Source organism: Pseudomonas sp. Leaf129 (genome assembly GCF_001423465.1).
In the GTDB taxonomy this organism is placed as follows: Bacteria; Pseudomonadota; Gammaproteobacteria; order Pseudomonadales; family Pseudomonadaceae; genus Aquipseudomonas; species Aquipseudomonas coleopterorum.
In genome coordinates this window covers 410,708-429,136 of the sequence record NZ_LMOC01000007.1, presented here as the reverse complement: position 1 = coordinate 429,136, position 18,429 = coordinate 410,708, and the positions used below count along the sequence as shown (strand labels likewise).

Annotated in this window: 17 protein-coding genes; 6 read left to right on the top strand and 11 right to left on the bottom strand. The window is 62.2% G+C overall.

The window, feature by feature from the left end:
- Window positions 1-24: 24 nt before the first annotated feature.
- The 7 genes from ASF66_RS13560 to ffh form a co-directional block, all read right to left on the bottom strand.
- The gene (locus ASF66_RS13560; protein ID WP_049861278.1) at window positions 25-759 is read right to left on the bottom strand and encodes a DsbC family protein; all 735 of its coding nucleotides are present in this window, start codon (window positions 757-759) and stop codon (window positions 25-27) included.
- 142 nt (window positions 760-901) lie between these two features.
- A complete protein-coding gene (xerD, locus tag ASF66_RS13555) occupies window positions 902-1,798 on the bottom strand; it encodes a site-specific tyrosine recombinase XerD (RefSeq protein WP_056844212.1) in 897 nt (298 codons plus the stop codon).
- Window positions 1,799-1,989: 191 nt separating this feature from the next.
- The gene (rplS, locus tag ASF66_RS13550; protein ID WP_049861276.1) at window positions 1,990-2,340 is read right to left on the bottom strand and encodes a 50S ribosomal protein L19; all 351 of its coding nucleotides are present in this window, start codon (window positions 2,338-2,340) and stop codon (window positions 1,990-1,992) included.
- 42 nt (window positions 2,341-2,382) lie between these two features.
- On the bottom strand, window positions 2,383-3,135 hold the full coding sequence (trmD, locus tag ASF66_RS13545; RefSeq protein ID WP_049861275.1) for a tRNA (guanosine(37)-N1)-methyltransferase TrmD: 753 nt from the start codon (window positions 3,133-3,135) through the stop codon (window positions 2,383-2,385).
- Between the two features lie 3 nt (window positions 3,136-3,138).
- Window positions 3,139-3,678, bottom strand: coding sequence for a ribosome maturation factor RimM (gene rimM / locus ASF66_RS13540; protein WP_056844211.1), 540 nt, complete (start codon window positions 3,676-3,678; stop codon window positions 3,139-3,141).
- Window positions 3,679-3,683: 5 nt separating this feature from the next.
- Window positions 3,684-3,935 (bottom strand): 30S ribosomal protein S16, encoded by a 252-nt coding sequence (gene rpsP, locus ASF66_RS13535; RefSeq protein ID WP_008366201.1) that lies wholly within the window; start codon window positions 3,933-3,935, stop codon window positions 3,684-3,686.
- A 257-nt stretch (window positions 3,936-4,192) separates the two neighbouring features.
- Window positions 4,193-5,575 carry a signal recognition particle protein gene (gene ffh / locus ASF66_RS13530; protein WP_049861273.1) on the bottom strand — a complete coding sequence of 461 codons (1,383 nt, stop codon included), beginning with the start codon at window positions 5,573-5,575 and terminating at the stop codon, window positions 4,193-4,195.
- A gap of 167 nt (window positions 5,576-5,742) precedes the next feature.
- On the opposite strand from ffh, the gene ASF66_RS13525 reads away from it, so the two are divergent.
- Both ASF66_RS13525 and ASF66_RS13520 read left to right on the top strand, forming a co-directional pair.
- On the top strand, window positions 5,743-6,555 hold the full coding sequence (locus ASF66_RS13525) for a cytochrome C assembly family protein (RefSeq protein ID WP_056844210.1): 813 nt from the start codon (window positions 5,743-5,745) through the stop codon (window positions 6,553-6,555).
- A gap of 10 nt (window positions 6,556-6,565) precedes the next feature.
- Window positions 6,566-7,801 (top strand): transporter associated domain-containing protein, encoded by a 1,236-nt coding sequence (locus tag ASF66_RS13520; RefSeq protein WP_056844209.1) that lies wholly within the window; start codon window positions 6,566-6,568, stop codon window positions 7,799-7,801.
- Between the two features lie 63 nt (window positions 7,802-7,864).
- On the opposite strand, the gene purT is transcribed toward ASF66_RS13520, so the two are convergent.
- From purT to ASF66_RS13500, 4 genes are all read right to left on the bottom strand, one after another.
- Window positions 7,865-9,046, bottom strand: a complete 1,182-nt coding sequence (gene purT, locus ASF66_RS13515; protein ID WP_056844208.1) for a formate-dependent phosphoribosylglycinamide formyltransferase — start codon at window positions 9,044-9,046, stop codon at window positions 7,865-7,867.
- A 125-nt stretch (window positions 9,047-9,171) separates the two neighbouring features.
- On the bottom strand, window positions 9,172-9,372 hold the full coding sequence (locus ASF66_RS13510) for a DUF1289 domain-containing protein (protein ID WP_056844207.1): 201 nt from the start codon (window positions 9,370-9,372) through the stop codon (window positions 9,172-9,174).
- Window positions 9,369-9,893, bottom strand: a complete 525-nt coding sequence (locus ASF66_RS13505) for a gamma carbonic anhydrase family protein (RefSeq protein WP_056844206.1) — start codon at window positions 9,891-9,893, stop codon at window positions 9,369-9,371. Before ASF66_RS13505 ends, ASF66_RS13510 begins: the two co-directional genes overlap by 4 nt.
- 51 nt (window positions 9,894-9,944) lie before the next feature.
- On the bottom strand, window positions 9,945-10,544 hold the full coding sequence (locus ASF66_RS13500; RefSeq protein WP_056844205.1) for a CoA pyrophosphatase: 600 nt from the start codon (window positions 10,542-10,544) through the stop codon (window positions 9,945-9,947).
- A 135-nt stretch (window positions 10,545-10,679) separates the two neighbouring features.
- Here ASF66_RS13500 and ASF66_RS13495 point away from each other — a divergent pair, with 135 nt between their 5' ends.
- The 4 genes from ASF66_RS13495 (at window position 10,680) to ASF66_RS13480 (ending at window position 18,402) form a co-directional block, all read left to right on the top strand.
- A complete protein-coding gene (locus tag ASF66_RS13495) occupies window positions 10,680-11,234 on the top strand; it encodes an NUDIX hydrolase (RefSeq protein WP_056844204.1) in 555 nt (184 codons plus the stop codon).
- Window positions 11,235-11,285: 51 nt separating this feature from the next.
- A complete protein-coding gene (locus ASF66_RS13490; RefSeq protein ID WP_056844203.1) occupies window positions 11,286-11,843 on the top strand; it encodes a L,D-transpeptidase family protein in 558 nt (185 codons plus the stop codon).
- Window positions 11,844-12,086: 243 nt separating this feature from the next.
- The gene (locus ASF66_RS13485) at window positions 12,087-13,727 is read left to right on the top strand and encodes a ShlB/FhaC/HecB family hemolysin secretion/activation protein (RefSeq protein WP_162240086.1); all 1,641 of its coding nucleotides are present in this window, start codon (window positions 12,087-12,089) and stop codon (window positions 13,725-13,727) included.
- A gap of 85 nt (window positions 13,728-13,812) precedes the next feature.
- On the top strand, window positions 13,813-18,402 hold the full coding sequence (locus tag ASF66_RS13480; RefSeq protein WP_056844201.1) for a hemagglutinin repeat-containing protein: 4,590 nt from the start codon (window positions 13,813-13,815) through the stop codon (window positions 18,400-18,402).
- Window positions 18,403-18,429: the final 27 nt, after the last annotated feature.

Below are 18,429 nucleotides of genomic sequence, written 5' to 3'. Positions count from 1 at the left end.
CTATTGATGACGTGCGAGTGCCGCTCAGCCTTTCGCGTCGAGCGCCAGCTTGGCCACGTTCGCAGCCGGCTGGTAGCCAGGGATCACCTGCCCGTTTTCCAGCACGATGGCTGGCGTGCCGCTGACACCGATCGACTGGCCCAGCTCGAACTGCTTGGCAACCGGATTGACGCAGGAAGGCGCCTTGATGGTATCGCCCGAGACCATCTTGTCCATGGCCGCCTTGCGGTCCTTGGAACACCAGACGGCCTGCAGTTGTTCGTCACCGGCCGATTTCAGACCCTGGCGCGGGAACGCCACGTAGCGTACCTCGACACCCATGCGGTTCAGCTCAGGCACTTCGGCGTGCAGCTTGTGGCAGTACGGGCAGGTGGTGTCGGTGAACACGGTGATGTGCGATTTGGTTTCGCCCACCGCCGGGTACACCACGGTATCGGCGACCGGAATGGCATTGATGGTCTTGGCGATGGCCAGCCGTTCGGTCTTCTCGGTCAGGTTGACCGGCTTGCCGTCCTGAATCTGGAACAGGTAGCCCTGCATGACGAACTGACCGTCGGCGCTGGCATACAGCACGCGGCCGCCCTTGAGCTTGACCTCGTACAGGCCATTGAGCGGGCTTGCGCCCACGCTTTCGATAGGGACTTCCAGTTGCAAGGTCTGCAGGGTCTTGCGAATGGCTTGCTCCGCAGCCGGGTCGGCCACGGCAAAGGTGCTGGCCAACGCAAGGGCTGCGGCGGCGAAAAGACGGGTCACGCGCATGGGAACTCCTGGAGCGACGGACTTGAGGGGCGATGGACGATCAACTCGTCACGGCCCGCTGCATAAACCGGGCAAGCCTACCACATTCATTGGGCAAGACCGACTGCGGACAACGCTCGACACAGAGCCGAATCGTCCGATTTCATCCCCGTGGATGGTGTTTGGCATGCAGGTCCTGCAGACGCGCGCGTGCCACGTGGGTATAAATCTGCGTGGTCGACAGATCACTGTGGCCGAGCAGCATCTGCACCACGCGCAGATCCGCGCCATGGTTGAGCAGATGGGTGGCGAATGCATGACGCAGCGTGTGCGGCGACAACGACTTGGCGATGCCGGCGACCTGAGCTTGATGCTTGATGCGATGCCAGAACGTCTGCCGGGTCATCTGCTCGCCACGCTGGCTGGGAAAGACGACATCACTGGGCCTGCCGCCGAGCAGTTCATGGCGTCCATCGCGCAGGTAGCGCTCGACCCAAACCACGGCTTCCTCGCCCATGGGCACCAGGCGTTCCTTGTTGCCCTTGCCCACCACGCGTAACACGCCCTGGCGCAGATTGACCTGATCCAGGGTCAGGCTGATCAATTCGGTCACCCGCAGGCCGCAGGCATACAGCACCTCGAGCATGGCGCGGTCACGCTGGCCGATCGGCTCGCTCAGGTCCGGCGCCTGCAATAGCGCCTCGACGTCGGCTTCGGACAATGATTTGGGCAACGGCTTGCCCAGCTGCGGCATGTCGATCTGCAAGGTCGGGTCGCTGCCGATCAGTTTCTCGCGCAGCAAGTACCGGTAGAAACCGCGTGCGCCCGACAGCAGCCGCGCTGTAGAACGCGCCTTGTAACCCTGTTCGACCCGCCAGGCCAGGTGATCGAGCAGCACCTCGCGGCCGGCGGCCTCCAGCGCGATGCCGCGCTCCTGCAGCCAGCCGTTGAACAGGGCAAGGTCACTGCGATAGGCGTCGCGACTGTTTTGCGAGAGGCCTTTTTCCAGCCATAAGGCATCGAGGAATTGGTCGATCAGGGGGTGGTCTAGGGCTGGCATCGAGATCGTAGGGTTGTGGAGGTCCGGGGATGATAACAGGGCGCAGAGTCAGGGCGACGCCTTCGCGGGCAGAGCCCGCTCCCACATGAACATTGCCATTGGACACTCACCTGCCAACTCGCCTACAAACCTTCACCCACAAAAAAGGCAGCCCGAAGGCTGCCTTTTTCTGCATCAGAAACAAACTGTTCTCAGGACAGTTTTTCCTTGATACGTGCTGCTTTACCAGACAGGTCGCGCAGGTAGTACAGCTTGGCTTTACGCACGTCACCACGACGTTTCACGGCCATGCTGTCGATCTGCGGGCTGTAGGTCTGGAAAGTACGCTCTACGCCAACACCGTTGGAGATTTTACGTACGGTGAAAGCACTGTTCACGCCGCGGTTGCGCTTGGCGATGACAACGCCTTCGAACGCCTGCAGACGGGAACGATCACCTTCCTTCACTTTCACCTGAACGACGATGGTGTCGCCCGGGGCAAAGGGAGGGATTTCTTTGCTCATCTGCTCGGCTTCGAGTTGCAGAATGATTTTGTTGGTCATGCTGTGCTCCTAAGGCAAATCGTCTGAATTGCCATCGATACGTTAACTATCGTTCCGCTCGCGGAGATACTCCGCCAGCAGCTTGTTCTCTTCTCCAGAAAGCGAGCGTCTTTCCAGAAGATCGGCACGTCGTTCGTAGGTCCGCCCAAGGGACTGCTGCAAACGCCAGCGCCGGATGTGTGCATGATTGCCGCTAAGCAATACGTCGGGAACACGCTGATCCGCATACACCTCCGGTCGGGTGTAGTGCGGGCAATCCAGCAGACCGTCCGTGAAGGAGTCTTCCTCCGCGGAGTCCGCATGCCCCAAAGCTCCGGGCAGCAGTCGTGTAACCGCATCGATCAGGACCATGGCGGGCAATTCACCGCCCGACAGCACATAGTCGCCAACAGACCACTCTTCATCGACATGAGCTTCAATGAAACGCTCGTCGATGCCTTCATACCGCCCGGCGATCAGAATCAGGGATTCGGAAGTCGCCAGTTGTTTCACGGCGCCCTGTACCAGCGGTCGGCCCTGGGGCGAGAGGTAGATCACCTTCGCCGCTTCCCCTGCTGCTGCCTTGGCCTGAACCAACGCGTCTTCCAGGGGCTTGATCTTCATCACCATTCCCGGACCACCGCCGAAGGGCCGGTCATCCACTGTGTGGTGACGGTCCGTGGTGTAGTCCCGCGGGTTCCAGCAGGTCAGTTGCAACAACCCCTGTTTCACCGCGCGGCTGGTAATGCCGTACTCACTGATGGCCGAGAACATCTCGGGGAACAGGGTGATCACTTCAACGCGAAGGGTTGCCATCGCCTAGAAGTCCGCGTCCCAATCCACCCTCATCTCGCCAGCGGCCAGGTCGACCTTCAACACGCATTGCGCCGTATAGGGCAACAGGCGTTCACGATCATCCAGGCTGCCCACGCAGGGCTTCACCACCATTACATCGTTGGCGCCGGTCTCCAACAGGTGATCGATGGTGCCGAGCAATTGCTCCTGCAGATCGATGACCTTCAGGCCCTGAAGCTGATACCAGTAGTAATCATCTTCGGCCAGGTCGGGCAAAAGGCTGCGCGAGATGCAAATCTCGTAACCGGACAGAAGACGGGCTTCGTCGCGATCATCCAGGCCTTTCAACTTGGCAACCAGATCCTTTTGTGTGGATCGGCCGCTGACCAGCTCTACCTGTTTGACGACAACCCCTTCGCGCTTGAGCGTCCAGGTCTTGTAGTCGAGCAGGTTTTCTATCGGATCGGTAAAGGAAAAGACCTTCACCTCGCCGCGAACGCCGTGTACCGAGAAAATCTTGCCGACGACGATCAAGTCATCAGCGGAATCTGGCGTCGCGTTCATATTGCTCAGGCCGCGGCCTTGGCAGCTTCCTTCAGCAACTGAGCAACACGCTCAGAAGGCTGTGCACCCACGCTCAACCAGTGGTTGACGCGCTCTTGGTTCACGGACAGACGGATTTCCTGACCACGGGCAACAGGGTTGAAGAAACCCACGTGCTCTTTGTGGGAACCGTCACGCGGGTTGCGCGAATCGGTTACGGTCAGTTGGTAAAACGGGCGCTTTTTGGAGCCGCCACGGGCAAGACGGATGGTTAGCATTGAACATCGTTCCTGTAGTCGGTGCTGCAAATCATAATGCACAGCGGGCACACGGGTGCCCGAAAGGCCGCATATTCTCAAGGAATACACGGACATTTGCAAATGCCTTTTTCCGATAGGTCGGGGCTTGCAGCGCAGATTTGCCTATAAGCCGTTGCAAGCAACGGAGTTTGGCCACATGGCCAGGGTATTCATCGGCACGGGAAGTAGACGTATGGGAGCAGGCTCCCACAGGGCTCTCGTACCGACGCAATGCGTTACATCTTGGGCATGCCGCCACCGCCGCCGGGCAGCATGCCGCCCATGCCGCGCATCATCTTGGCCATGCCACCCTTGGTGGAAAACTTCTTCATCATCTTCTGCATCTGCTTGTGCTGCTTGATCAAGCGACCGATGTCCTGCACCTGCGTGCCCGAACCCATGGCGATACGGCGCTTGCGCGAGCCGCTGATCACGTCCGGATCGCGGCGCTCGGCCGGGGTCATGGAGTTGATGATGGCTTCCATCTGCTTGAACTGCTTCTCGGCGACATTCTGGGCATTGCCCATCTGAGAGAGATTCACACCGCCGATGCTGGGCAACTTGTCCATCAGGCCACCGAGGCCGCCCATGGTCTTCATCTGCACGAGCTGGTCACGGAAGTCTTCGAGGTCGAAGCCCTTGCCCTTCTTCAGTTTCTTGGCGAGCTTGTCGGCCTTGTCCTTGTCCAGCGACTGTTCGGCCTGCTCGATCAGGCTGAGCACATCGCCCATGCCCAGGATGCGCGATGCGATCCGGTCGGGGTGGAACGGCTCGAGCGCTTCGCTCTTCTCGCCCATACCGATGAACTTGATCGGCTTGCCGGTGATGGCACGCACCGACAGCGCGGCACCGCCACGGGCGTCGCCGTCGACCTTGGTGAGGATCACACCGGTCAGCGGCAGCGCATCGCCGAAGGCCTTGGCCGTGTTGGCCGCGTCCTGACCGGTCATGGCGTCGACCACGAACAGGGTTTCGGCCGGCTTGACGGCCGCGTGCAGTTGCTGGATCTCGCCCATCATCTCGGCGTCGATGTGCAGACGGCCGGCGGTGTCGAGAATGACCACGTCAATGAACTTGAGCTTGGCCTCGCGAATCGCGGCGTGGGCGATGTCCACCGGCTTCTGGCTGATGTCGGACGGGAAGAAGGTCACGCCGATATCGCTGGCCAGGGTTTCCAGCTGCTTGATGGCCGCCGGACGGTAGACGTCGGCCGACACCACCATCACGGTCTTCTTCTTGCGCTCCTTGAGGTAGCGCGCCAGCTTGCCGGCGGTGGTCGTCTTGCCCGCACCCTGCAGACCGGCCATCAGGATGACTGCCGGCGGAGTCACCGCCAGGCTCAGCTCCTCGTTGGCGGCGCCCATCATTTCGACGAGCTCGGCCTGGACGATCTTCACGAACGCCTGGCCCGGGGTCAGGCTACGCGAAACCTCGGTGCCGACCGCACGCTCCTTGACCTTGTTGACGAACTCCTTCACCACCGGCAGGGCGACGTCGGCTTCGAGCAACGCCATGCGCACTTCGCGCAGGGTGTCTTTGATATTGTCCTCGGTCAGCTTGGCTTTGCCGGTAACGTGGCGAAGCGTCTGCGAGAGGCGGTCTGTAAGGTTTTCAAACATGTCGCGATCCTTTCTGGCTCTGGTTGAGCCGAGGTTGTGGCGGCAAGAGCGGGCCGGCGATTATAACCAAGAGTGGGTGCCACGGACACTGCGCGGTATGCAGTCTTTCGTCGGCGGGCATTTGATGCCAAACTCAGGCACTTTCCGGCTTGTGCTCCACAGGACCTATGCTCCCCTTGTCACCCAGTCTATTACCCACCCTCGCCGCCGCCTGCCTGTACGCCGCTGCGACTGCCTATCAGGCAACCCGCATTGGCCAAGGCAGCAAGGCTGACAAGCGCCTGCTCTACCTGTTCGGCTTCCTGGCCGTCATCGCCCATGGCTGCGCGTTGTTCTCGCAACTGCTGACACCGCTGGGGCTGAGCCTGGACTTCTTCAGCGCCGCCAGCCTGATCGCCGTGGCGGTGATCGCCCTGACCCTGCTGGCGACCAGTCAGATTCCCGTGGAAAACCTGCTGGTGCTGCTGTTCCCCCTGGGCCTGGCCACCATCCTGATCGCGCAGTTCGTGCCCGGCGGGACCGCGCCACTGATCCACGAAGAGCCTGGCATCCTCACACACATCCTGCTGTCCATCCTGGCCTATGGCATGTTCACCATCGCCGTGTTCCAGTCGCTGCTGCTGTTGCTGCAGGATCACCAGCTCAAGCACAAGCACCCGGCAGGCCTGATCAAGAACTTTCCGCCGCTGCAGACCATGGAAAGCCTGCTGTTCGGCTTCATCTGGGCCGGCTGGGTATTGCTGTCGCTGTCACTCATTTCGGGTTGGGTGTTCGTCGAGAACCTGTTCGCGCAACATCTGGTCCACAAGACCCTGCTGGCCTGTCTGGCCTGGATCGTCTTCAGCGTGCTGCTGTGGGGGCGCAACCGCCTGGGCTGGCGCGGACACAAGGCCATTCGCTGGACGCTGGCCGGCTTCTGCCTGCTGATGCTGGCCTATTTCGGCAGCAAGCTGGTTCGCGAATACATTCTGCACATCTGACAGGTCACCCATGGACACTCTGCCCCTAGGGCCGATGCTCGGCGCGCTGGCGCTGGCCATTCTCCTCGCCGCGCTGCTGTGTGCAGTGGACGCGGCGCTGCACACGTTGGCCGCACAGCGCCCCACTGGCCGCAATGGCGATCGCCCGGCGCTGGAGGCGCCTCTACCAAGCCTGGTACTGCTCGCTACCCTGGTCCGTGCTTTGGCCGTGACTCTGGGTGTCACACTGGGCATCTATCTGCGCGGCGCCCATGGCGCCTGGCTTGGGGGTCTGGGTACAGCGATCGCTTTGCTGGTACTGGCCGACTACTTACCACGCCATCTTGCCCGGCGCTATCCACGACCGTTCATCGGCATGGCCAATGCCCTGATGGTTCCGCTGCTCAAGCTGGTCTGGCCGCTGGCATGGTTGCTGGACGGCGCTGCGCGTTTGCTGGTCGTTCCCTTCGCTCGCAAGGAATCCAACCAGGGCGCCCGGCAGGAACCTGCCCAGCCCCGTAGCGTGCTCGATGAATTGGCCGCCGAGGCGCGCAGCAACAAGCCGCACCTGGCCAACAGCATTCATGCCTTGGACAAGATCACGGTCAACGACATTCTCGTGCCGCGCAACGAGATCGATGGCATCAACCTGGAAGACTCGCTGGACGAGATCATCGACCAGTTGATGATCAGCCGGCACACCCGCCTGCCGGTTTTCCACAATGACATCAACCATGTCGAGCGGGTGCTCAACACGCGCCAGATCAGCCACTTGCTGCCTCAACGCGAGCTGACCCTCGACGCCTTGCTGGCCGCCTGCTACGAAGCCTATTTCGTGCCGGAAAGCACGCCGCTGCAGATGCAGCTGCTCAACTTCCACAAACAGCAGCGGCGGCTGGGCATCGTCGTCGACGAGTACGGCGAGGTGCAGGGCATCGTTACCCTGGAAGACATTCTGGAAGAGATCGTCGGCGAGTTCGAAGATGACGACGCCTTGGCCAACCCCCATATCCACCCGCAGCTGGACGGACGTTTCGTGGTCGAGGGTCAGGCCTCCATCCGTGACATCAACAAGAGCCTGGGCTGGCACCTGCCCAGTGACGGTCCCAAGACCCTCAACGGTCTGGTGACCGAGGCATTGGAAAGCATCCCGGCCAGCGCCGTCTGCCTGAAGATAGGCCGCTATCGGATGGAGATTCTCGAAACCGAGGAAAACCGTGCGTCGCGGGTACTGATCTGGCACGCAAGCAGCTTGCCTGCGGCGTGACGCGAGCGCTGCATGCTTGCTTGACCGGCGCCTCCCTTCGGCAGGCGCCAGCCAACCTCCCCCTTACAGCTCGACTTTGACCGCCTGCGAGGCACGTGTGGCCTTGGCCCGGGCCGCTTCGATCGACTCGTCGCGGGCCAGGGCCACGCCCATGCGCCGTTGCCCATTGACCTCCGGCTTGCCGAACAGACGCAGAGCCGTATCCGCTTCGGCCAGTGCCGCACCGAGGTTGTCGAAGGCGGTCTGGCGAGAATTGCCCTCGACCAGAATCACCGCCGAGGCCGACGGCCCGAACTGACGAACCATAGGAATCGGCAGGCCGAGAATGGCACGGGCATGCAGGGCGAACTGGGAAAGATCCTGGGAAATTAGCGTGACCAGACCGGTATCGTGCGGACGCGGCGAGACCTCGCTGAACCACACCTGATCGCCCTTGATGAACAGCTCGACACCAAACAGGCCGCGCCCACCCAGGGCTTCGGTCACCGCACGAGCCACACGCTCGGATTCGGCCAGAGCCACCGGGCTCATGGCCTGTGGCTGCCAGGACTCTTGATAGTCGCCCTTTTCCTGACGGTGGCCGACCGGTGCACAGAACGTCGTTCCGCCCACATGGCGGACGGTCAGCAGGGTGATCTCGTAGTCGAAGTCGATGAAGCCTTCGATGATCACCCGGCCCTTGCCGGCGCGTCCGCCTTCCTGGGCATAGTCCCAGGCAGACTGCACATCGGCAGGCGTGCGCAACAGACTCTGGCCCTTGCCCGAGGAGCTCATGACCGGCTTGACCACGCAGGGGAAGCCAAGGTCCTGCACGGCCCGCTCGTAGTCCTCGAAGGTGTCGGCAAAATGATACGGCGAGGTCGGCAGGTCCAGCTCTTCGGCAGCCAGACGCCGGATGCCCTCGCGGTTCATGGTCAGCTGAGCCGCACGCGCGGTCGGCACCACGGTGAAACCCTCGGACTCCAGCTCCACCAGAGTGGCCGTGGCGATGGCCTCGATCTCGGGCACGATGTAATGCGGCTTTTCCGCTTCGATGACCGAGCGCAAGGCGGCGCCGTCAAGCATGTTGATAACGTGGCTGCGGTGGGCAACCTGCATGGCGGGCGCATCGGCGTAGCGATCGACGGCAATGACTTCGACGCCCAGGCGCTGCAGCTCTATCACCACTTCCTTGCCCAGTTCGCCGCAGCCACACAGCAATACGCGGGTCGCGGTCGGCGACAGGGGGGTTCCGATACGGGTCATTTCAGGTCCTCAGGGAAGCGTCTGGAGCGAGGGGCAGCACGCACGCCTGCCCGACAGGGGCGGGCATTTTAACTCAACACGACGTTGCGCGCGCCAGTCTCGCCACCCGGGAGGCGCGTACCCGACTAAACGCTCGGCAACATCAGGCCCTGGGCCACGGCGCGCTGATGAGCCAGACGCAGGACGTCGCGACGCTGCTCGTCGCTCATGCGCCCCCACTGGGTGATTTCGACTGCGGTGCGCTGGCAGCCTGTGCACACATCCTGATCGTCCAGCGCGCACACACTGATGCAGGGTGACTTGACCGGCTTGGGTAGAGGATTCATGAATCCTGCTCGGTCAGTTCGCGCGCGTAACGCTGGGCATTATGGACGTAGTGCGCGGCGCTGGCTTCGAGCATGCGCTTCTGGGCTTCGGTCAGTTCGCGCACGACCTTGCCTGGTGACCCTATGACCAGCGATCCATCGGGAATTTCCTTGCCTTCGGCGATCAGCGAGTTGGCGCCGATGATGCAGTGCTTGCCGATCTTGGCGCCGTTGAGGATAACCGCGTTGATCCCGATCAGGCTGAAGTCGTCCACGGTGCACCCATGCAGCATGGCATTGTGGCCAATGGTGACGCCGCGACCGATGGTCAGCGGCACGCCTGCGTCGGTGTGCATCACGGTGCCGTCCTGAACGTTGCTGTGCTCGCCGATATCGATCAGTTCGTTGTCGCCGCGCAGCACGGCGCCGAACCACACGCTGGCGCCGGCCTGCAGACGCACCTTGCCGATCAGGGTGGCGTTGGGTGCGGTCCAGCTGTCGGGATGGGTTTCGACGCGAGAGTCGCCCAGACGGTATTTCATGTGATGTCCTCGACGCAGCAGCGGTCGGCACGGCACTTGGCCGAGCGACGCTCAGATGGCGGTGTAGTGCTCGGGAGGCCGGTGCAGGCTGATCCGGGCGTCATACATCAGATTGACCAGCTCGACGATCATGATCGCCGACAACCCCCAGATCTTGTATTCGCCGAAGCGGTAGCTGGGCACATACCAGCTGCGCCCCTGGTAATCGATGCGGTGGGTATGTTCGCGCGGATCCTGGCGGAAGAACTCCAGCGGCACCGAGAACACGGCAGCGATTTCGGCATCGTTTGGCTGGTATTCGACGTAGTCGGGAATGATCCCGACAAAAGGCGTGACCTTGAGCCCGTGCTTGGACACCAGCGGGCTGAGCGGACCGACTATTTCCACCAACCCCGGCGGCAGGCCGATTTCTTCTTCGGCCTCGCGCAGGGCCGTGAACACCAGGTCCGGGTCCTGCGGGTCGCGCCGGCCGCCGGGAAAGGCCACTTCGCCGCCGTGGGTCGAGAGTCCCGAGGCACGCAGCGTGAGCACCAGCTCAGGCTCGTCGCTGCGGGTGATGGGCAGCAGCACCGCCGCTTCGGGAAAACGGCTGTCGGTTTCCAGCGTGCGTGGGGTGTGGTTGCTCACTCGGCGCAGTAGCTCGTCCAGCATGGCGTTTCTCGATCCGTGGCCTGCTGGCATGATGCACCAAAAGCCGCTGGCAGCCCAAGCCCGATTTGCCCCGCCGCAGGCTTGCGGCCCTTGGACAGTACGGCCAAGATAGCGGCAGCCATCAAGGATCTCAGCATGAATTTCTGCAGCCATTGCGGCAACCCGGTGACTCTGCGCATCCCCACCGGCGATACACGTCCTCGATTCGTCTGCGGGCACTGCCATCTCGTCCACTACCAGAATCCCAAAGTGGTCGCAGGTTGCATCGCCGTATGGCAGGGACAGGTCCTGTTGTGCCGGCGGGCCATCGAGCCGCGCCGCGGTTTCTGGACCCTGCCGGCGGGCTTCATGGAAAACGGCGAAACCTTGCAGCAGGCCGCCAGCCGCGAAACCTTGGAAGAAGCCTGCGCCCAGGTGACCGACCTTGCGCTGTATACCGTTTTCGATCTGCCGCACATCAGCCAGGTGCAGGTGTTCTACCGTGCCGAAATGTCCGAGCCTGTGTTTGCCGTGGGTGAGGAAAGCCTGGAAGTGGGATTGTTCGCGCAAAATCAGATCCCTTGGGCGGAGCTCGCTTTCCCCACCGTCGGGCGTACCTTAGAATACTTTTTCGCTGACCGGCTGGAGCACAACTATCCGGTCCGCAACGAGTGTGTGGGGCCGCTGCTCGCGCAGCCGCCTCAGACCTGACCCGACGCACCGGCACCCGCGGTGCGTATTCATTGCAGGAATACTCCATCGATGCGCTGCCTGACCGCCCTGTTATGCCTGTGCTTCGCCGTGAGCGCCCAGGCGGCCTTCACCGTTACCGTGGAACGCAAGCCGGTTGACCAGATCGGCGTTGTGGCTAAACCCGGCAAGCGCCTGGGCGTGGACCCGATCGACAAGGTGCTGGTGCTCAAGACCAGCCGCCAGTTGCAATTGATCAGCGGCGGCGAGCCGCTCAAGAGCTATCGCATCTCGCTGGGCAAGGAACCCAACGGTGCCAAGGAGCGTGAGGGCGACAAGCGCACCCCCGAAGGTTTCTACTGGCTCGACTGGCGCAAGGTCAGCGATCGGTTCAACCTGGCCATGCACGTTTCCTACCCCAATATCAGCGACGCGGCCCGGGCTCGCCGCGAGGGCGTTCCACCCGGCAGCATGATCATGATCCACGGTACTCCGATCGACGCGGAGTACCCGGAATGGTACTTCGCCACCCTGGACTGGACCGATGGCTGCATCGCCATGAAAAACGACGACATGCGAGAGGTGTGGAGCCTGGTCAAGGACGGCACGATGATCGAGATCCGGCCTTGAGCCGAAGGCTTTCTGCAGCGGCGCAATCGTGACGGTCCTTCAGGCATCATAGGAACCATCCTACGAGTGGTTCCTTTTTCTAATCCTCGCTTTCCCACTGTCTGTCAGATTCTTCCTACCTATAACCCTTCTCCCCTGCCCGTTCCCTGGGAAGTCCTGCCTCATAAAGTGGCCCCCTATTGATGGATCGACAACTGGGGCTGGGCTGCAATGACGATTTTCCGCAAAGACTGCCTGTTATCCATGCTGCTATTGGGACCTGCCCTGGCGCTGGCCGAAACAGGCGTGCCCAAGCTGGATGACCAGATTTTGCGCCAGTTCGATAGCCAGCGTCTGGAGCGCGAAGCGACCGAACGGGCACAACGACTGGAAACCCTTCATAAAGACACATCGGTGCAAGCGCCGGCCGCCCCGCAACGGGTCGAGAGCGATGCCGATTGCTGGCCGGTTTCCGCCGTGCAGGTGCAGGACAACCATCTGCTGGATACCGATACGCTGCAAGCCGTTCTCAAGCCTTGGGTTTCGCCGTGCATCGGCGTCAGCGACATCAATCAGATGCTGCTCGCGCTGACGGGTGCCTATGTGAAGGCCGGTTACATCGCCGCCCGACCTTACGTCCTTCGGTTGCCCGAAGCCGATGGCGAACTGGTCCTCGCCATGCTCGAAGGCTTTATCGAGTCGATCGAAATCGCCGATGGCAGTACCGATCTGGCGCTGGGCAGCGCCTTCCCCGGAATGATTGGCCGACCGCTCAAACTCACCGATGTGGAACGTGGCCTGGACCAGCTCAACCGTTTGCGTTCGGTCGACCTGACCCTGGACATCGCGCCCGGCGAGCAGGTGGGCGGCACGCGGATCATTCTGCGTCCGCGAGGCACACGCAGATCCTGGACCTTGGGCGCCGGTCTGAACAACCGCGGCAGCGACAGTTCCGGGCGGCACCAGGCGCAATTGAGCATGAGCCTGGACAACCCGTTGCACCTCAACGATTCGCTGGCTGCCAGCTATGCCCACAGCCTGGACGGTGGCGCAGGCTTCAGTCGCCAAGGTGGGCTGTTCTACGAAATACCCTACGGGCGGTGGACGCTGAATACCTCGGCGAGTCGTTTCGAATCGCGGGCACCATTGGCTAATCGCCATAACGTGGCGCAGAGCCTGGAGAGCTACGGGCTCAAGCTGGACCGTAGCCTGTGGCGCAACCAGACCACGCTGCTCAACGCACACCTGCGCCTGGACCAGACTCGCACCGACCTGCTGTTCGACGGCACGACCGTGCGCAACGGCCGCACGACGCTGAGCGTTGCCAGCTTCGGGCTGAACCTGACTCACCTGGGCGATTCGGTGTGGAGTGGGTACCTGGGCTACTCCCGCGGGCAGGGTTGGCTGGGGAGCGATAGCACACCGCTGCGCCATGACGCGCCCCAACCGCGTTTCGCAAAGTACCGGGGCACGGTCACTCGCCGTTCTCTGTTCAACCTGCTCGAACGGCGCTGGGCCTGGAACACCGAACTGGATCTTCAGTACAGCCCCGACCCGCTGCCCAGCCTGGAGCAGTTGCGCCTGGCCGGCAGCGGCAACGTGCGTGGCTACCGCCTGGACAGCCAGCCGGTGTCCAACGGCGCCACCCTGCGCAACACCCTGAGCACCTCTCACCTGCTGGCCCCCGGCCTGTACCTGACACCCCGTGCCGGGTTGGACCTGGGCTGGGGCCAGCACACCTACAACCAGGTCCAGACCCAACAGGCCGTCGGCCTGAGTACGGGTGCGGCCCTGAGTTGGACCGATGGACAGCTGACTCTGGACTATCAACGCGGATTGCATCGGCGCACCAGTACATCACCGGAGCCAGGTTTCTGGACCTTCGGGCTGTCGCAAGCCTTTTGAAACACGCGTTCTGACATGGAAGTTCTGACACGGAAGTTCTGACCAGCACGTTCTGAAAAACTTCTAAAAACAGGTAAACATCCCCATGAAAAAACCATCACGTTGTGTTCAGCGCGACACCTTGCGCCTGGCGATTGCCAGTATCGTACTGGCCCCTTACATGGCCAGCGCCGACGTCATCCAGCCCGCCTTCGAGTCGGGGCCTACACCAGTCATCGTCAACGGCTCGGGCCGTGCGCCTGTCGTCGATATCGTCGCACCCAACGCCGCCGGCCTATCGCACAATCGCTACGAGCAATACAACGTCGGCCTACCTGGCGTGGTGCTGAACAACAGCATGCAGGCCGGTCAGGCCCACGTGGGTGGAGAGTTCCAGGATGTCCAGGCCAATGCGCAGTTCAGGGGTCAGGCCGCCAGTACCATTCTCAATGAAGTGATTGGTCGGCGCCGCTCCGATATCAATGGCGAGCAGGTGATCTTCGGCCAGGCGGCCGACTACGTACTGGCCAACCCCAACGGTATTTCCCTGAACGGCGCGCGGGTGAACCTTGGGGTGAATAATCAGGCGACCTTCCTGGTGGGTCGGCCTCAGGTCGAGAATGGCCGCATCGCCGGATTCGACACGGGCGGCACGGTCGACCCACGCGCGCTGCTGAGAGTAGACGACGGGGGTGTCATAGTGAACGGCGGCTCGCTGGCCTTGATGGCGCCCAGGATCGACCAACAGGGTTCAATCAGCACCCCGCAAAAGCTCGACATACTGTTGGGTAGCCACAGGGTCGATGCCGACACACTGGCAATCAGTTACATCCAGCAGAACACCTTCAAGGCCGACGCGCAGTTGGTCGGGGCCATGCATGCCAATCGGATCAATATCCTCAGCACGCGCGAAGGTGCCGGTATCAACATGGGCATCAGCCGGGTCGAGGCGCGGCAAGGCATCGATATAGCGTCCCAAGGCAATCTGAACATCGCCAGCACCGCCCTTCGCGAAGGCCTGGCGACCCAAGGCGTATTGAACGCTGGCGACGGCGATATTCGCCTCAGCGCGGTCGGTGATCTGAGCATCAAGTCGGTGGCCGCGCGCGGCGCGTCGATTACCGCTGATGCCGGTGCGAACCTGAACCTGGACACCTTGACCCGCACCACTGAATCCAGCCTGAGAAACGGCGTGGAAAACGACTGGTACTTTCTGCCTACGGGCGCAACCATCACCACGGTCGATAAAAGACAGGTCGAACACCTGACCAACAGCCTCGACGCAACGCACAATGTAACCCTGAGCGCAGGCAACAACGCCAAGCTCGCCGCCACCCACATCAGTAGCGGCGGTGACATTGCCGTGCGCGCGGGCGACGCGCTGGAAGTGATCGCCAATGTCGATCAAACCCTGGACCGCGTGACCGTCAGCAACCAACGCCAAGGTGCGCAGCGCCTGGACAGCACCGCCACGCAGACGGCGCAAACCGCCGCGTCCAGCCGCTTGGACGGACAATCGATCAGCCTGGCCGGGCGTGCCGTCAAGGTCACCGGCAGTGATCTGACCAGCCGCAGTGATATCGATCTGTCGGGCACCGACTCGGTGGACATCGGTACCGTCGCCCTGCACGGTTCGGTGGAGCAAAACAGTCGCGAAGGGCACGTGATCGTCCGGCGCTCGCGCACTGAGCTGCACGACCGCGAGAAGACCATCGATCACCGTGGCAGCCAGCTGACGGCGGACGCCGGCAAGGTCGAGGCCAAGGCCGATCGCGTGGACCTAGTCGCCGCGCAGGTTCGGGCCAAGGATATCGTCCTGCAAAGCGGTTCCCAAGGTCTCACCATAGAAGGCGTACAAGCGCACAAGCGCCTGGAAAATGCGCGTCTGGACACGGCTCTGTTCAGATCGTCCGATCGCAGCTACGACCGTAGCCAAAGCACCTATCAAGGTAGCTCGCTCCAGGCCAGTGACACCGTGAACCTGGAGAGCCAGTACGACACTCGGATCATAGGCTCGAGCATTTCGGCCAAGGGCGATCTCAAGGTCAAGACTGAGGGTCATTTGACTGTCCGTGCCGGTGAGCAGAGCAGCGAATCCACACTCAAGGGCAAGGACTGGAACCTGACGGTGTTCGTCGAGGCTGCCGGACCCGGCTCGGGCCAGCCAGTCGACGATGCGCAAGGCGCATCTGGACAATTGAACGTAGGCGCAGGGTTGCGCCAGCAGTGGACATTGGACACCGCGCAACTGACCACCCACCAGGCCAGCACGCTAAAGGGCAAAAACGTCACGCTGGAGGCTGGAGAAACCTTGGCCATGCTCGGCTCGTCGGTCGAGGCGGAGCAGGACGCGGTGCTCACGGCTCAGGACATCCGCATCCTGGCGACACAGGCACTGCGTAGCTTCCGCAATCAGGAAACCGGAAGAACCGTGGGCTACGAGATCACCTCAGGCCTTGATCGCGTAGGCGTCGCGTCCACGTTCAGCCTGCAGACCGACACCGATGGGCGCAGTGAAAGCGTGCACACCCGAAGCACCGTCAAGGCGGGTAAGGACGCTCGCCTGACAGCGAAAACGCTGACCACCCAGGCGGCGCATGTGGAAGCCGGCGAGCTATTGCGAGTGCGCGCCGATGAGGTTCGCAACCAGGCTGTCACCGACGCCACCAAGACCGCCCTGGACTACAACAAGATCAAGCTCAGCGCAGGCATTTCGTTGGACTACGGTGCCATAACCCGCCAGGTACAGAAGCTGTGGACGGGTGTCGATCAGACCAGCCTGTATTCCACGGGCCTTGAGGACAGCCTGCTGCCGTGGAGCGTGGGCATCAATCTCAAGGGTGACTACCAGGATCGCAACAGCCAGTCGCTGACCCACATTGCCCGCGTCACGGAATTCAAGGGCGGTGACATCGATATCGCGGTCACCGGCAAGCTGCACGACATCGGGACCCAGTATGAGAGCACGGTCGGAGCGATCGCCTTGAGCGCTGGCAGCCATACCCTGGACGCTGCTCGAAACAGCGTGCGCACTACCATCGACGCACTGGGGGTGGACGCCATCGCTCGGCTGGAAACGTCGATCGGTGCCGACTGGACGTTCGGCGCCGCTGCCCGGGGCCATAGCAATGCTCAGCACAAGACCGTGGAAACCGCCGTGGTCGGCAGCCTGCTTGGCAAAAGAGGTATCGCTATTCAATTGGGCACCGATGGTATGTATGAAGGCACCCTGATGAGCAGCGAAGAAGGGCCGATCAGTATCGACAGCGGGGGCAACCTGCAACTGCGTCAGGCCAGCAACAGCATCGTCAAGCATGACGACGGGACCCGTGGACGCGGTGCGGTGCAAGTCAGTGGCACTGTGGTGCCTGCGCCCGTGATCACCGGCGCAGCCATCGGCGGTAGTGGGCAGTACACCGAACTCGACAGCACACAGACCATCGGCGTGGGCGGTCGATTCGATACGCCGGGTGCAGTCACGTTGACCGCCGGGGGCAATGTGATCATGCAGGGTACCGATATCGGCTCGCAGCAAGCCCCTGTCGGGAGCCTGTCCATCAATGCCGGCGAGAGCGTCGTGGTACTTGCCAGCATCGATACCGCCAGAGCGCAGGGTAACGTCTATGGCGGCAGCGGCTCGCTGAGGGTCAGCGCGCAGCCGGCAACAGGTGGCAGACCACTGGCGGGCGGTGCAGGTTTCGAGTTCGGCCAGACCGACGAAGATTCGACGCTGCGACGCGGCGCGCAATGGCATGTGCTCAGGGACATGGAGGTGACGGCCGGCAGCGACCATGCTGCAGCCATCTTGCTGGAGGGGTTGCACGCCAACGCTGACCGTATCGCACTGAACGCCAGCAACGGTGGTATCTCCATCAGCGCCGCGCGCTCCCTCAAGGAGCGAGACAACAAGCTGATTTCTGCTTCGTTCAACCTGGGAGGGCAGACAGGCGGTGCAAACAGAACCTATTCGCTCGATGAGTTTGCTGCACAGTTCAAGCTCGACTACGACAAACTGCAGAGCAGTACCTATGCCAACGCTCGGTTGACCGCAGGCACGGTCGACTTCAACAGCCCAGGTGAACTGCGGCTGTCCGGTGCGCAGGTGCACGCCGATCAGGTCAACGGCTCGGTGGGCAGTCTGCACGCCCGCAGCATGAAGGACCATGTCGATGCCATCACCGTCAAGACCGAGGCCGAAATCGGCATGGGCGGAGATCCGTGGGGGGCAATCGGCGGCCTGGCGAGCGTGGCAGGCGAATGGGGTACCAAGGCCAAAGAGCGCTTGGACCAGCTGAACGCTGCCTACTCGCTGCCCGTCTCGGCCAAGCTCGGCTTCGACATGCGCCGCGAACTGCGTGACACCGTAGCACACAGCACGGTCCTCAATGGCCGGGACGCCATCGGTCTGGAGGTTACCCACCAGACGCGGTTGGACGGTGCACAGTTGCAGACTGCCAGCGACCGGGTGGCGCTGAACAACGACCGTCTGCAGACCAGTGACCTGGACTCGCGCGACCGGTTGGTGACTGTGTCGCTGCTGGCCCTGACCCCTTCGTTGGGCGCGATCAAGGACGTATACGACCATCTGCAGAAGGACAAGCCGGAAGAACTCACGATCGACACCGGGCTGTTCCGTGAGGGCGGCCACAACCGCACCCAGTACCTGACAGGAGGTGTGGAAAAACTTTCGCTCTGACCTCCCATTGCGACCCCGTGGAACCGG